The sequence below is a fragment of the Paracoccus amoyensis genome (genome assembly GCF_014490725.1).
GTDB lineage: Bacteria > Pseudomonadota > Alphaproteobacteria > Rhodobacterales > Rhodobacteraceae > Paracoccus > Paracoccus amoyensis.
This window is the reverse complement of the sequence record NZ_JACOQL010000001.1, coordinates 247,011-260,095: the sequence shown is the minus strand read 5'-3', so window position 1 is coordinate 260,095 and position 13,085 is coordinate 247,011. Positions and strand designations below refer to the sequence as shown.

Genomic DNA, 13,085 nt, shown 5'->3' with positions numbered 1-13,085 from the left:
ATGCCGGTTTTCTACGATATCGACATCCCGTCACGGTTGATGCTGGGCACGGCGCAATATCCCTCGCCGCGAATCCTGACAGATGCCTTTCGTCAATCGGGCGCTGGCATCGCCACGGTTTCCCTGCGGCGCGAGGGTGGCGATGGTGCGGGCGCAAGCTTTTGGCAAATGATCCGTGATCTGGGCGTCGCGATTCTGCCGAATACCGCCGGTTGCCACAGCGTCCGCGAAGCCGTCACAACCGCCCATATGGCGCAAGAGGTGTTTCAGACCGACTGGATCAAACTGGAGGTGATCGGCCACCCGGACACATTGCAGCCAGACCCCTTCGGATTGGTCGAAGCGGCGCGCATTCTGACCGAAGATGGCTTCAAGGTATTTCCCTACATGACCGAGGATGGCATCCTTGCCGGCCGTCTGCTGGACGTGGGGTGCAGGGTGCTGATGCCCTGGGGTGCGCCTATCGGGACAGGGCTGGGCCTGAACAATCCCTATGGCCTGCGCAGCCTGCGGGCGCAGTTCCCCGATGTGCCAATGGTGATCGATGCAGGGCTTGGCCTGCCAAGCCATGCGGCGGCGGCAATGGAAATGGGCTTCGACGCCGTGCTGCTGAACACGGCAGTCGCCAAGGCAGGCGATCCCGTTGCAATGGCAACGGCCTTTGCCCATGCGCTGCAGGCCGGCGCATTGGCCCGACGGGCCGATCCCATGCCGCCGCGCGACATGGCCGCACCGTCGACACCCGTTATCGGCATGGCAAGGCTGGTCTGATGCTGGATCGCTTTTACCCGATTTTCGATCACCCCGACTGGCTGCGACGCGCCCTGCCCCTTGGGGTGACGCTGGTGCAAATGCGGATCAAAGACCGGTCGCCGGCTGATCTGCGTGATCTGCTGAAGCTTAGCCAGCAGCTTTGCACGGCGGCGGGGGCAACGATGGTTGTCAACGATCACTGGCAGCTTGCGATTGATCTTGGCAGCACCTGGGTCCATCTGGGGCAAGAGGATCTGGACCACGCCGATATCCCCGCCATTCGCCGTGCCGGTGTGCGCATTGGCATTTCGACGCACGATCATGACGAATTGGATCGCGCGCTGCGCCTGAGGCCAGACTATGTGGCCCTTGGCCCGGTCTGGCCGACCATTCTTAAAAAGATGAAGTGGCATGAACAGGGTCTGGATCGAGTGACGGAATGGCGCAACCTGGTCGGGTCTGTCCCTTTGGTCGCGATTGGCGGATTGTCGGTCGATCGTGCGTTGCCCGCATTCAACGCAGGCGCAGATATCGTTTCAGTCGTGACCGATATTACGTTGAATCCCAATCCCGAAGACCGGATTCGTGAATGGATGAAGGTGACGAGATGAATCGATACGCCCGCCAACTGGCCGTCGACGGCATGAATATGGCGGCACAGGCCCGCCTGCTGAAAAGCAGGCTTCTGGTCGTTGGGGCCGGTGGCCTGTCGGCATCGCTGCTGCCCTATCTGGTGGGCGCTGGCGTGGGCCATATCCGCCTGATCGACCCGGATATCGTCGAGGAAAGCAACCTGCACCGTCAGACCCTGTTCCGTATATCCGATCTGGGCCTGCCCAAAGCATTGGCGGCGGCCAATGCGCTGAAAGGGCTGAACGCCGACTGCCGGATCGAGCCGATCACGACACGCCTTGATCCATCGAATACTGATGATCTGTCAGATGGTTGCGATCTTGTCCTGGATTGCGCTGACAGCTTTGCGGCAAGCTATATCCTGTCAGATCATGCCTGGCAGGCGGGGCTGCCGCTGATCTCTGCTTCGGCACTTGGACGCAGTGGATATGCCGGGGCGTTTTGCGGCGGGGCTCCGTCATTGCGGGCCGTTTTTCCGGATTTGCCGCAACGGGCCGGAAACTGCGCACAGAACGGTGTGATCGGCCCCGTCGTCGGCATGATCGGCTGCATTCAGGCCCAGATGGCACTTACCCTGCTGACGGGCATGTCGCCGTCGCCCTTGGGCCGGATCGTCACCTATGACGCCGCCAGCCACCGCTTTGGCGGGTTCAGCTTTCGGGAGGCATCCGAACCGGACCACCGGCATGTTTTCATCAGCGAACACGCGTTGCGCCTCTCCGATCTGCTGATCGACCTGCGCGCACCCGAAGAAGGGCCGCCGTTGCGCGACGACTTTCTGCGGCTGACCGTGGATCAGGTCGGACCAGAGTTACGGCCCAATGCCAGAGTGGTGATGTGCTGCCGCTCGGGTCTGCGGGCATGGAACGCCGCCGAACGGCTGGCACAGCATTGGAACGGCCCTATCGCACTGATCTCAACGGGTTAATTCAAACGCGTTCATCATCCAAGGCCAGGGCGGGGGTGACGCCGCTTTCCTCAAGATGCCATTTGGCGGTCCAGTGCCCTTTCCGGCGCTGCATCGTCAGGTAGTTTCGCTGCGCCACATAACGATGCTTCTGACCCGGCAACTGCTTGATCCGAATGGGATGTCCTAGCAATGGCGCCTCGCCCAGACCTGCGAACAGCCCCAGACAAAGGGCATATGAGCTGGGCGGTGCGCGGTGCGAAATGCCCGATGCAACTAGTTGATTTATAACCGTATTTTGCGGTCCCATGACAGCCCGTGTGGCCAGATGGATTTCCCCGGACACCACCGTCACCGGACCGCTTTCGCGCAGCCGCAAAACCTGCTTCAGCATCCGCCGCCATTCGTCGCGATGCGAATGGCTTTGCCACTGATCACGCAGGTCGTCTTCGTAATGCTGCATCCGCGGGATCGCCAGCATTACCGTTTCCAGCAGCGAAAGCCGCGGTCCCAACAGCGGCACGCTGGACACCATGATCGTATGCGCACCTTTGGGCTGCAACGCATCCATTGCCCGCCAGCCGGCCGGTCCCATGATGTCGTCGCGGTCACGCTCGGACCGCAGGTCGGGTGCAAAAATCGTCACGCCGGGAAAGTCGCGCTGCCACCCCAGATTGCGGCCGGTCGGATCCCAGAACAGCGCCGGAATATCGGCATCCGTCGCCCCTTGCTGAAACAGCAGATACATCTGACGGGCAACCGAAAACACCGCTTGCCCCACCTCCGACTTGATCAGATGTTCTGGCAGCGACCCCCAACCATCGCAAATATCGTGGTCGTCCCAGATGGACAGCGACGGAATCGTCGCAAAGATGCCCGCACATACATGCGCCGACAAGATCTGCATATACCGGTCGGCAAAGCGTTCCTGCAAATGTCGGGTCAAACTGGCCAAAGCCTGTGGGTCAGGGTTTTCCGGTGCGAATTCGGGCCAATCCTCGCTCAGCGGATGATCCTTTGTCGCCTCATCCGCGTAAATCTGATCGCCGCCCTGCAGCAGCAATGCAAATGGCGACACCGAATGTTCATCTGCCAGACGCGCCCACATGATATTCCGCTCGGCCGAATCGCGGTTCAGATCGCCGTTCTCTTCGCCATTGCAGGACACGAACGCGATCCGCATATCGCCGGTCAGGTCAGTGACAACGGGATACCAGGCTTCGCCAAGGCGATAGCCCCCCTCATCCGCCGCCATCGTGAAATCGTGACGCCAGAAGTTCAAGCCCGCGACCGTCGCGATCAACAGCGGCGCGATTTGGCCGGAACGCACCGTTATATTTGCAGGCGGCGGCGCCGTTTCTGGCGAGACGATCATTGCAGCCACGCGGATCTTGCTTTCGTCACCACCACGAAAATGAAGGATCGGCCCCAGTCGGTCGATCTTTTGCTGACTGCTCATTCTGCCTCGGCTTGTTATCTGCATGGGTGAAATAGTCAGGATTTCCCGCATTACCAGCACGTCAGCGGGAATCTTCCTAACCATTCGAATGAAAAAAGCGGCCCGAATGCCGGACCGCCCCAATTTTCATCGCGTCAGAGACGCCTATTCAATTTCGATCAGCAGATCCTTGGCGTCGATCTGCGCCCCGGGGATGACATGAACAGCCTTGATCGTCCCGTCACGGTCGGCATGCAGGCCGGTTTCCATCTTCATTGCTTCGATGGTCAGGATCAGGTCACCTTGTTTCACCGCCTGCCCTGCCGCCACCGCGACCGAGGCGACGACACCCGGCATCGGCGCACCAATATGACCGGCATTTGCAAGGTCAGCCTTGGGACGCGCGGCTACGGCGCCTGTTGCCTTGCGGTTGGGCACACGGACGCTGCGCGGCTGCCCGTTCAGTTCAAAAAACACCTTGATATCACCCTGATCGTCGGTCTCGCCCAAGGTTTGCAGACGAATTTCCAGCGTCTTGCCCGGATCGATCTCGACCGAGATTTCCTGCCCCGGCTCCATCCCATAGAAGAAATTGCGCGTCGGCAGGGTGCGAACCGGACCATAGATTTCGTGCCGCGACATGTAGTCGGTAAAGACCTTGGGATACATCAGGTAGCCGTTCAGGTCTTCATTATCGATCGCCTTGCCGCCCAATTCTTCTGACAGGCGGGCACGTGCTGCCTCTAGATCGACGGGTTCCAGATGGGCGCCGGGCCGATCGGTCAGGGGCGTTTCGCCCTTCAGGATCTTCTTTTGCAGAGCTTCGGGCCAACCACCCGGCGGCTGGCCCAGATTGCCGCGCATCATATCGACCACCGAGTCGGGAAAGCTGACATCAACCGCAGGATCGGTCACCTGTGCAGGTGTCAGGTTCTGCGCCACCATCATCAGCGCCATATCCCCCACAACCTTGGATGACGGCGTCACCTTGACGATATCGCCAAACATCCGGTTCACATCGGCATAGGCCTGCGCGACTTCGTGCCAGCGATCTTCCAGACCCATGGAACGCGCCTGCGCCTTGAGGTTGGTGAACTGACCGCCCGGCATTTCGTGCAGATAAACCTCGGACGCGGGGGCCTGCAGGCCGGATTCGAAGGCCGCATAGTTTTCGCGCACCCGTTCCCAATAGTTCGAGATCTGGCGGATTGCCCCGATATCCAACCCTGTATCGCGGTCGGTTCCGGTCAGGGCTTCGACAATGCTGCCCATCGTGGGCTGGCTGGTATTGCCCGACAGCGCGTCCATCGCACAATCGACAACATCGACGCCGGCCGCAGACGCGGCAAGGATCGTGGCCCCGCCCATGCCGCTGGTGTCATGGGTGTGGAAATGGACGGGCAAGCCAACCTCTTCCTTCAACGCCCGGATCAACTGGCTGGCGGCACCGGGTTTCAGCAGGCCCGCCATATCCTTCAGGCCCAGAATATGCGCCCCGGCATCGCGCAATTCCTTGGCCATGCCGACGTAATATTTCAGGTCATATTTCGATCGGTCAGGGTCCAGCATGTCGCCGGTATAGCAAACGGTGCCTTCGCAAATCTTGCCGGTATCAATCACTGCATCCATGGCGACGCGCATGTTTTCGACCCAGTTCAGGCTGTCGAACACGCGGAACACATCGACGCCCGTTTCGGCCGCCTGTTTGACGAAGGACTCCACCACGTTATCGGGATAATTGGTGTAGCCCACGCCGTTCGAGGCCCGCAGCAGCATCTGCGTCATCAGGTTCGGCATATGGCTGCGAATATCGCGCAAACGCTGCCACGGACATTCCTGAAGGAAGCGATAGGCCACGTCGAACGTCGCCCCGCCCCAACATTCCACGCTGAACAGTTGTGGCAAATTCGCGGCATAGCTGGGTGCGACCCGGATCATGTCGATACTGCGCATCCGCGTCGCCAACAGCGACTGATGCCCGTCGCGCATTGTGGTATCGGTAATCAACAGCTGCGACTGCCCGGCCAGCCAATCGGCCACCGCCTGCGCGCCCTTTTCATCCAGCAATTGCCGGGTGCCGGGCGCAGGATCGGCCAAGGGTGCTGGCGGCACGGGCAGTCGCGCCTGTGCGGGCGGCAGAACGCGGCCAGCCGTTTCTGGATGGCCGTTCACGCTGATATCCGCCAGATAGGTCAGGATCTTGGTCGCGCGGTCCTGACGCTTCTTGAAGCTGAACAGATCCGGCGTCGTGTCGATGAACTTGGTGGTATAGGTGTCATCAAGGAAGGTCGGATGTTTCAGCAGATTGATGACGAAATCGATATTCGTGGAAACCCCACGCACCCGGAATTCCCGCAAGGCGCGATCCATCCGCTTGATCGCCTGTTCCGGCGTCTGCGCCCAAGCCGTCACCTTGACCAGCAGGGAATCATAGTAGCGAGTGATGACGCCGCCGGAATAGGCGGTGCCGCCGTCCAGACGAATCCCCATGCCGGTGGCGCTGCGATAGGCCGTGATCCGGCCATAGTCGGGGATGAAATTGTTCTGCGGATCTTCCGTCGTCACCCGACACTGAACGGCGTGACCGGACAAGGTGATATCGGCCTGCGATGCAGTGCCCGTTGCTTCGGCCAAGGTCGCGCCTTCGGCGATCTTGATCTGCGCCTGCACGATATCGATGCCGGTGACTTCCTCGGTCACGGTATGTTCCACCTGCACACGGGGGTTCACCTCGATGAAGTAGAATTCCTGGCTGTCCATATCCATCAGGAATTCGACCGTGCCGGCATTCTGATAGCCGACGGCCTGCCCGATCTTCAGCGCCAGTCCGCAAACTTCGGCCCGTTGCGCATCGGTCAGATAGGGTGCGGGCGCGCGTTCGACGACCTTCTGGTTGCGGCGCTGCACCGTGCAATCGCGTTCATAAAGATGATACAGACCGCCATGCGTATCGCCCAGCAACTGCACCTCGACATGGCGGGCGCGCAGGATCATCTTTTCCAGATAGCCTTCGCCATTGCCAAAGGCGGCTTCGGCTTCACGCCGGCCCTCGCGGACCTTTTCGACCAGCTCCTCGGGGCCATTGATCGGGCGCATGCCGCGACCGCCGCCGCCCCATGAGGCCTTGAGCATCAGCGGATAGCCGATTTCGGCGGCCTCGGCCTTGATGGCGTCGAAATCATCGCCCAAAACTTCGGTCGCGGGGATCACCGGGACACCCGCCGCAATCGCCACCTTACGCGCGCTGGCCTTGTCGCCAAGGGCGCGCATCGTGTCGGCCTTGGGACCGATGAAGGTGATCCCGGCTTTGGCACAGGCATCCACGAAATCGGGGTTTTCCGACAGCAGGCCATAGCCGGGGTGGATCGCGTCCGCGTTGCTTTCCTTGGCGACACGGATAATTTCCGGGATCGACAGATAGGCCGCGACCGGCCCAAGCCCCTCACCAATCCGATATGCCTCGTCAGCCTTGAAACGGTGCAGGCCAAGCTTGTCTTCCTCGGCATAGACAGCGACCGTCCGCTTCCCAAGCTCGTTCGCAGCACGCATGATGCGGATGGCGATTTCACCCCGGTTGGCAATCAGGATTTTCTGAAACATGGCTGTCTCCCTCGATTTCGAGGGCATGTTAGCGATGCTGCACCGCAGCGCAAGCATAACGATTTACCGGAATGTCATAAATTGACCCAAGGTCAGAGAGCTGGCCGACATCCAGACAATGTGCATTTCTTGCTGACGGCATTTGCGGTGCAGGACCATCCAGTCATATTGAAACCTGCGCGAGGATTGGTCAGTGGCCGCTTCCAATCTGTCACTTGAACTATTGTTCGCTTTATGTTCCCATCCGACGGTTGCTTTTTCAGCTTCTCTTATTATGTGATGCGCTTGGTCGGTAAAGGCACGCCTATGGAACAGAAGTTCATCGAAGTGCGCGGTGCGCGCGAGCATAATCTCAAAGGCGTGGATATGGACATTCCGCGCGATCGGTTCGTGGTCATCACGGGACTATCGGGCAGCGGCAAATCCAGCATGGCCTTTGACACGATCTATGCCGAAGGGCAGCGACGTTATGTCGAAAGCCTGTCGGCCTATGCGCGGCAATTCCTTGATATGATGGGAAAGCCAGACGTCGACCATATCAGCGGCCTGTCCCCGGCGATCAGTATCGAACAAAAGACCACGTCAAAAAACCCGCGCTCGACCGTGGGCACCGTGACCGAGATTTACGACTATCTGCGCCTGATCTTTGCCCGCGCAGGCACGCCCTACAGCCCCGCCACCGGCCTGCCGATCGAGGCGCAGCAGGTTCAGGACATGGTCGACCGGATCATGGCGATGGAAGAAGGCATGCGGGCCTATCTTCTGGCGCCCATCGTGCGCGACCGGAAGGGCGAATATAAGAAGGAATTTCTTGAGCTTAGGAAGCAAGGCTTCCAGCGCGTCAAGGTTGATGGCGAATTTTATGAACTGGACGAACCGCCCACGTTGGACAAGAAATTCCGCCACGATATCGACGTGGTCGTTGACCGGATTGTCGTGCGTGAAGGCCTGGAAACCCGTCTGGCGGATTCGCTGCGCACGGCGCTGGATCTGGCCGATGGCATCGCCATCCTGGAAACGGCCCCGGCCGAGGGGGATGCCGAACGCATCACCTTCAGCGAAAATTTTGCCTGCCCGGTCAGTGGCTTCACCATCCCCGACATCGAACCGCGCCTGTTTTCCTTCAACGCGCCTTTGGGTGCCTGCCCGGTCTGCGATGGCCTTGGGGCAGAGCTGTTCTTTGACGAACGCCTGATCGTGCCGGATTCAGCGCTGTCCATTGACAAGGGCGCGATTGCGCCATGGGCCAAATCGAAATCCGCCTATCTGACGCAAACGATCAATGCATTGGCCAAGCATTACGGGTTCGACAAGAAAACCCCGTGGAAAGACCTTCCGGAAAAGATCAAACAGCTTTTCCTTTATGGTTCGGGTGAAGAACAGATCAAGTTCCGCTTTGATGACGCCGGGCGTGTCTATGAAGTCAGCCGCGTCTTTGAGGGCGTGATCCCGAATATGGAACGCCGCCTGCGCGAAAGCGATTCAGCCTGGGTCCGCGAAGAGTTCGAGAAATATCAGAACAACCGCCCCTGCGGCGCCTGCCACGGCTATCGCCTGCGCCCCGAGGCGCTGGCCGTCAAGATTGCCAACAATCACATCGGTCAGGTGACAGAACTGTCCATCCGCGATGCGCTGGACTGGATCAATGACGCGCCCAACCACCTGTCCAAGCAAAAGAACGAAATCGCCGTTGCGATTGTCAAGGAAATCCGCGAACGCCTTGGTTTTCTTGTGAATGTCGGCCTGGACTATCTGACGCTGTCACGCGCGGCGGGCACCCTGTCTGGCGGTGAAAGCCAGCGGATCAGGCTGGCCAGTCAGATCGGCAGCGGTTTGACGGGCGTTCTGTATGTTCTGGACGAACCCAGCATCGGCCTGCATCAGCGCGACAATGACCGCCTGCTGACCACGCTGAAGGGCTTACGCGATCAGGGTAATTCGGTCATCGTGGTCGAACATGACGAAGACGCGATCCGTCATGCCGATTATGTCTTTGACATGGGGCCGGGCGCGGGCGTGCATGGCGGCACCATCGTGGCCAAGGGCACCCCCGAGGAAATCGCCGCCGATCCCGCCAGTCTGACCGGACAATATCTGGCCGGAACGCGCGAAATCGCTGTCCCTGCCGAACGTCGCAAAGGCAACGGCAAGAAGGTCGTGGTCGTCGGTGCGACCGGCAACAACCTGAAGAACGTCACGGCGGAATATCCGCTGGGCGAATTCGTTTGCGTCAGCGGCGTGTCCGGTGGCGGAAAATCCACGTTGACTATCGAAACATTGTTCAAAACCGCCAGCATGCGTCTGAACGGTGCACGCCAGACCCCTGCCCCATGCGAGACGATCAAGGGGCTGGAACATCTGGACAAGGTGATCGACATCGACCAGCGTCCGATTGGCCGCACGCCACGGTCAAATCCGGCGACTTATACCGGCGCCTTCACCCCGATCCGGGAATGGTTCGCCGGACTGCCAGAGGCGAAGGCACGCGGCTATAAACCCGGGCGATTCAGTTTCAACGTCAAGGGCGGGCGCTGCGAGGCCTGTCAGGGTGACGGCGTCATCAAGATCGAGATGCACTTCCTGCCCGACGTTTATGTCGAATGCGAAACCTGTAAGGGCAAACGCTACAACCGCGAAACGCTGGAGGTTCAGTTCAAGGGCAAAAGCATTGCCGACGTGCTGGACATGACGGTCGAGGATGCGCAGCAATTTTTTACCGCCGTCCCTTCCATCCGCGAAAAGATGGACGCGCTGATGGAGGTCGGCCTTGGTTACATCAAGGTCGGTCAACAGGCCACGACGCTGTCGGGTGGTGAGGCGCAGCGGGTCAAGCTGGCCAAGGAACTGTCGCGACGCTCGACCGGGCGGACGCTGTATATCCTGGACGAACCGACAACCGGCCTGCATTTCGAAGACGTCCGCAAGCTGCTGGAAGTGCTGCATTCCTTGGTCGATCAGGGCAATACCGTCGTGGTCATCGAACATAACCTTGATGTCATCAAAACCGCCGACTGGATCATCGACATCGGCCCCGAAGGTGGTGACGGCGGTGGTCGCATCGTCGCAACAGGAACGCCTGAAGATGTGGCCAAGGTAAAAGAAAGCCATACAGGCCATTACCTGAAACCGATGCTGACGCCGACACGCTTGCGAAAGGCGAGTTAGGGCACATCTCCAGGGGGCAGAGCATGACAACCATCCAGTGGCAGCGCCTTGAAGGTCTGTTGATTTTCTTCGCGGCAGTGCTGCTGGCTGGCGTCACGCAGATCGGCTGGCCCGTTTGGATTTGGCCTGTGGCGTTGTTGGCACCTGACATTGCGATGTTGGGTTATCTGGCCGGATCACGCGCGGGCGCCTTTGTCTATAACCTGTTCCATCTTTACAGTTTCGGAATCATCCTGGCGGTGGTCGGCCTTCTTGGCGGGATGACCAATCTGATTCCGATTGGCATGGTGTGGGTCGCGCATGTCGGGATGGATCGCGCCCTTGGCTATGGGCTGAAGCGACCCACCGGTTTTCGCGATACGCATCTGGGACGGATCGGGCGCGACTAACGCGGTTCCGCCACGGCGTTTTCATCCAATTCCACCACGACGCAATCGCCCTGCCATTGCTGATTGTATTGCCGCACCCACGGGGCTTCATCCTCGGTCAGCTCGAACGATGCGCATAGGCGCAAATGCTGCGGAGCCACTGCCGTGATCTGATACGGCTGATGCGTGTAGGGGTCCGCGGCTCGGACATCGTCAGGACAGGCGTCGACTGGGCCAAGCCCTGTTCCCCGCAACTGGTCCGCGTCATGCAAACAACGTGCCTGTTGGGCCAGACGCATCAGGTCCTCATACCGAACGGCGTCGCGACGTTCCTTGCGGCCTTGCAACGGGCCGCCGGTGATTGTCAGACCAAGACCGATGGCCAGCAACGCCAAGCCTGCGATGCCCCAAACGGCGAGGGACTGTTTGCCATCAGACATTCATGTCACCCCGATAATAGATCATCACCAACGCTCCAACGCCGGCGACCAGAAACGCCTTGGCGGCAAAGCGGATGGTCAGGTCGCCGGTCAGTAGCGCATAGACCGACGCGACCAGATCGCCGATCAGAACCAGCGATGCCACAAGCAAACTGACCGAGGCGAACCACCGCCGCTCCGGCAAGGCACGCCGGACGTGTTCCTTGCCCAAATGCACGTCACGTCGCCGGTCAAGCAGCAGAAACAGCGGCACGAACACGATCAGCATCGCAATCGACCACCGCATCGCATGCGGCGTGGCGCCAAAATCGGACAGATCGGGAATAATGGCTTCGATGATGCCAAAACCAAGCCAGACGATATGCCAGGCCACCATCGCCAGTGAGATGAACAAAAGCCCGTAAGAAACCACCGAGCGGGCCCGGATAACGCTTCCTGGCCTTGGGACCGGCGGCATGCCATTGCCAGCATCTGCCCAGCCATCCAGCGCGGCTGCAACCTCTTTGGCAGACCATCCGGCTTGCAGCATAGCGCCTGAGATAGCCTGCCGGTCGTGCCCGGCATTCAGAGATTTGCAAACGAACGCTGTCAATTGATCGGCTGGCCGCATGATCTGTCCCTATGATGGCCTTTGACAGTCAGTAAATACGGGCCTGTCGTCAATGCCATGAAAAAAATCTGCCGGAATGCGCATTTTTCCCCTTGCACCCCCCGACGCGGTCCCATAAATCACCGCTCACCGAAGGCGGAAACGTCGAAGGTAACGGATGCGGGCGTAGCTCAGGGGTAGAGCATAACCTTGCCAAGGTTAGGGTCGTGAGTTCGAATCTCATCGCCCGCTCCAATACAAAAAGGCCGGACCCTCGGGTCCGGCCTTTTGTTTTAGTTGAATTTCCTTGGTAACGTGACTGAAACGTCAACTTTTACCGCAGTTCAATTCGGTTTAAAATTCGAGACATCGAACAGAAGACTCAGCGGGATTCAACTCTCAGCGGAATGTTGGGGGCTCTGGCCTGAAAAACAAAAACAAATAAATGACTAAAATCCAGACCAGAGCCTTCAACGGGCCGCCCAGATTTTTACACTGCCAAAACAAGCACGCCTTGGAAACACGAACGTGCATAACTCTACCTCTGGGCTCGAAGAACATCCCCGCTGCGCTTGACATTGTCAAGGTAAGGGACACCTGAACTAAAATGATCAGAAATAAAAATGAGGGTCGCGGTTGTGTCCGTGAAAAGCTGATACAAGCAGGAATAGAACTGCTTGCCGAGGATGAATGTGAAAGCCTTTCACTTCGACGAATCGCCGCACTTGCAGGGGTCTCTCATGCCGCACCGGCGCATTACTTCGACGGTCTGTCAGGCCTGCGCGCAGCCATAGGCGAGCGTGGGTTCGAAATGTTTGCACAGACGATGTCAGAGGCGCACAGACAGTCAGCCGACGGCGACGATTTCGAAAAACTGGAAGCCGTTTCAGTCAGTTATATCAAATTCGCAGAAACCCATACCGGGTTGTTTCGCCTGATGTTCGACGAACTTCTGGCGCCGACGCCAGAGCTGAGCAAGCAGGCCACCAAAAGTTACGCCATCCTGCAACAAGCATGCTCCCCGTTCAAATCGTCCGACAACGGGGATCGTCTTGAAATCATGACATGGTCGATGGTTCACGGCTATTCATCCCTGCACATGAGCAAGCCGCGCGCGCCAAGCGCGCCGTTCACCCCGCCCAGTTTCTCCAGCATCCTGAAGCTTCTGGTCAAGGTGAACACAGTTGCTTGA

The 13,085-nt window shown here is 59.2% G+C and carries 10 protein-coding genes and 1 tRNA gene; 7 read left to right on the top strand and 4 right to left on the bottom strand.

Annotated elements, in window-relative coordinates; genetic code table 11:
• The 3 genes from H4P12_RS01305 to H4P12_RS01295 are packed head-to-tail and all read left to right on the top strand — an operon-like array spanning position 1 to position 2,314.
• Entirely contained in the window at positions 1-771 is a 771-nt protein-coding gene (locus H4P12_RS01305; protein ID WP_187791784.1) for a thiazole synthase, read from the top strand.
• Entirely contained in the window at positions 768-1,364 is a 597-nt protein-coding gene (locus H4P12_RS01300; protein WP_187792440.1) for a thiamine phosphate synthase, read from the top strand. Before H4P12_RS01305 ends, H4P12_RS01300 begins: the two co-directional genes overlap by 4 nt.
• Complete coding sequence (locus H4P12_RS01295) at positions 1,361-2,314, top strand: HesA/MoeB/ThiF family protein (RefSeq protein ID WP_187791783.1); 954 nt, start codon at positions 1,361-1,363, stop codon at positions 2,312-2,314. The genes H4P12_RS01300 and H4P12_RS01295 overlap by 4 nt, the downstream gene beginning before the upstream one ends.
• Before the next feature lies 1 nt (position 2,315).
• On the opposite strand, the gene H4P12_RS01290 is transcribed toward H4P12_RS01295, so the two are convergent.
• Complete coding sequence (locus H4P12_RS01290; protein WP_187791782.1) at positions 2,316-3,752, bottom strand: alkaline phosphatase D family protein; 1,437 nt, start codon at positions 3,750-3,752, stop codon at positions 2,316-2,318.
• 144 nt (positions 3,753-3,896) lie between these two features.
• Positions 3,897-7,331, bottom strand: a complete 3,435-nt coding sequence (gene pyc / locus H4P12_RS01285; protein ID WP_187791781.1) for a pyruvate carboxylase — start codon at positions 7,329-7,331, stop codon at positions 3,897-3,899.
• Positions 7,332-7,637: 306 nt separating this feature from the next.
• On the opposite strand from pyc, the gene uvrA reads away from it, so the two are divergent.
• Together uvrA and H4P12_RS01275 are read left to right on the top strand one after the other, a co-directional pair.
• Positions 7,638-10,496, top strand: coding sequence for an excinuclease ABC subunit UvrA (uvrA, locus tag H4P12_RS01280; RefSeq protein ID WP_187791780.1), 2,859 nt, complete (start codon positions 7,638-7,640; stop codon positions 10,494-10,496).
• Between the two features lie 23 nt (positions 10,497-10,519).
• On the top strand, positions 10,520-10,885 hold the full coding sequence (locus H4P12_RS01275) for a DUF4260 domain-containing protein (RefSeq protein WP_187791779.1): 366 nt from the start codon (positions 10,520-10,522) through the stop codon (positions 10,883-10,885).
• Here H4P12_RS01275 and H4P12_RS01270 read toward each other — a convergent pair.
• Complete coding sequence (locus tag H4P12_RS01270; RefSeq protein WP_187791778.1) at positions 10,882-11,304, bottom strand: hypothetical protein; 423 nt, start codon at positions 11,302-11,304, stop codon at positions 10,882-10,884. The two genes, H4P12_RS01275 and H4P12_RS01270, sit on opposite strands and share 4 nt — an antisense overlap.
• Positions 11,297-11,833, bottom strand: a complete 537-nt coding sequence (locus H4P12_RS01265; RefSeq protein ID WP_246448775.1) for a DUF5671 domain-containing protein — start codon at positions 11,831-11,833, stop codon at positions 11,297-11,299. The genes H4P12_RS01270 and H4P12_RS01265 overlap by 8 nt, the downstream gene beginning before the upstream one ends.
• Positions 11,834-12,073: 240 nt before the next feature.
• Between H4P12_RS01265 and H4P12_RS01260 the strand changes: the two genes are divergently transcribed.
• Together H4P12_RS01260 and H4P12_RS01255 are read left to right on the top strand one after the other, a co-directional pair.
• Positions 12,074-12,148 (top strand) — tRNA-Gly (locus H4P12_RS01260).
• Positions 12,149-12,500: 352 nt separating this feature from the next.
• Positions 12,501-13,085, top strand: coding sequence for a TetR/AcrR family transcriptional regulator (locus H4P12_RS01255; RefSeq protein ID WP_187791776.1), 585 nt, complete (start codon positions 12,501-12,503; stop codon positions 13,083-13,085).

What these genes read in the sequence shown, in the direction of transcription:
- H4P12_RS01305 (WP_187791784.1), top strand. Translation starts at nt 1, where the DNA reads ATGCCGGTTTTCTACGATATCGACATCCCGTCACGGTTGATGCTGGGC.
- H4P12_RS01270 (WP_187791778.1), bottom strand. Translation starts at nt 11,304, where the DNA reads ATGTCTGATGGCAAACAGTCCCTCGCCGTTTGGGGCATCGCAGGCTTG.
- uvrA (WP_187791780.1), top strand. Translation starts at nt 7,638, where the DNA reads ATGGAACAGAAGTTCATCGAAGTGCGCGGTGCGCGCGAGCATAATCTC.
- H4P12_RS01295 (WP_187791783.1), top strand. Translation starts at nt 1,361, where the DNA reads ATGAATCGATACGCCCGCCAACTGGCCGTCGACGGCATGAATATGGCG.
- H4P12_RS01265 (WP_246448775.1), bottom strand. Translation starts at nt 11,833, where the DNA reads ATGCTGCAAGCCGGATGGTCTGCCAAAGAGGTTGCAGCCGCGCTGGAT.
- H4P12_RS01275 (WP_187791779.1), top strand. Translation starts at nt 10,520, where the DNA reads ATGACAACCATCCAGTGGCAGCGCCTTGAAGGTCTGTTGATTTTCTTC.
- H4P12_RS01290 (WP_187791782.1), bottom strand. Translation starts at nt 3,752, where the DNA reads ATGAGCAGTCAGCAAAAGATCGACCGACTGGGGCCGATCCTTCATTTT.
- pyc (WP_187791781.1), bottom strand. Translation starts at nt 7,331, where the DNA reads ATGTTTCAGAAAATCCTGATTGCCAACCGGGGTGAAATCGCCATCCGC.
- H4P12_RS01255 (WP_187791776.1), top strand. Translation starts at nt 12,501, where the DNA reads ATGATCAGAAATAAAAATGAGGGTCGCGGTTGTGTCCGTGAAAAGCTG.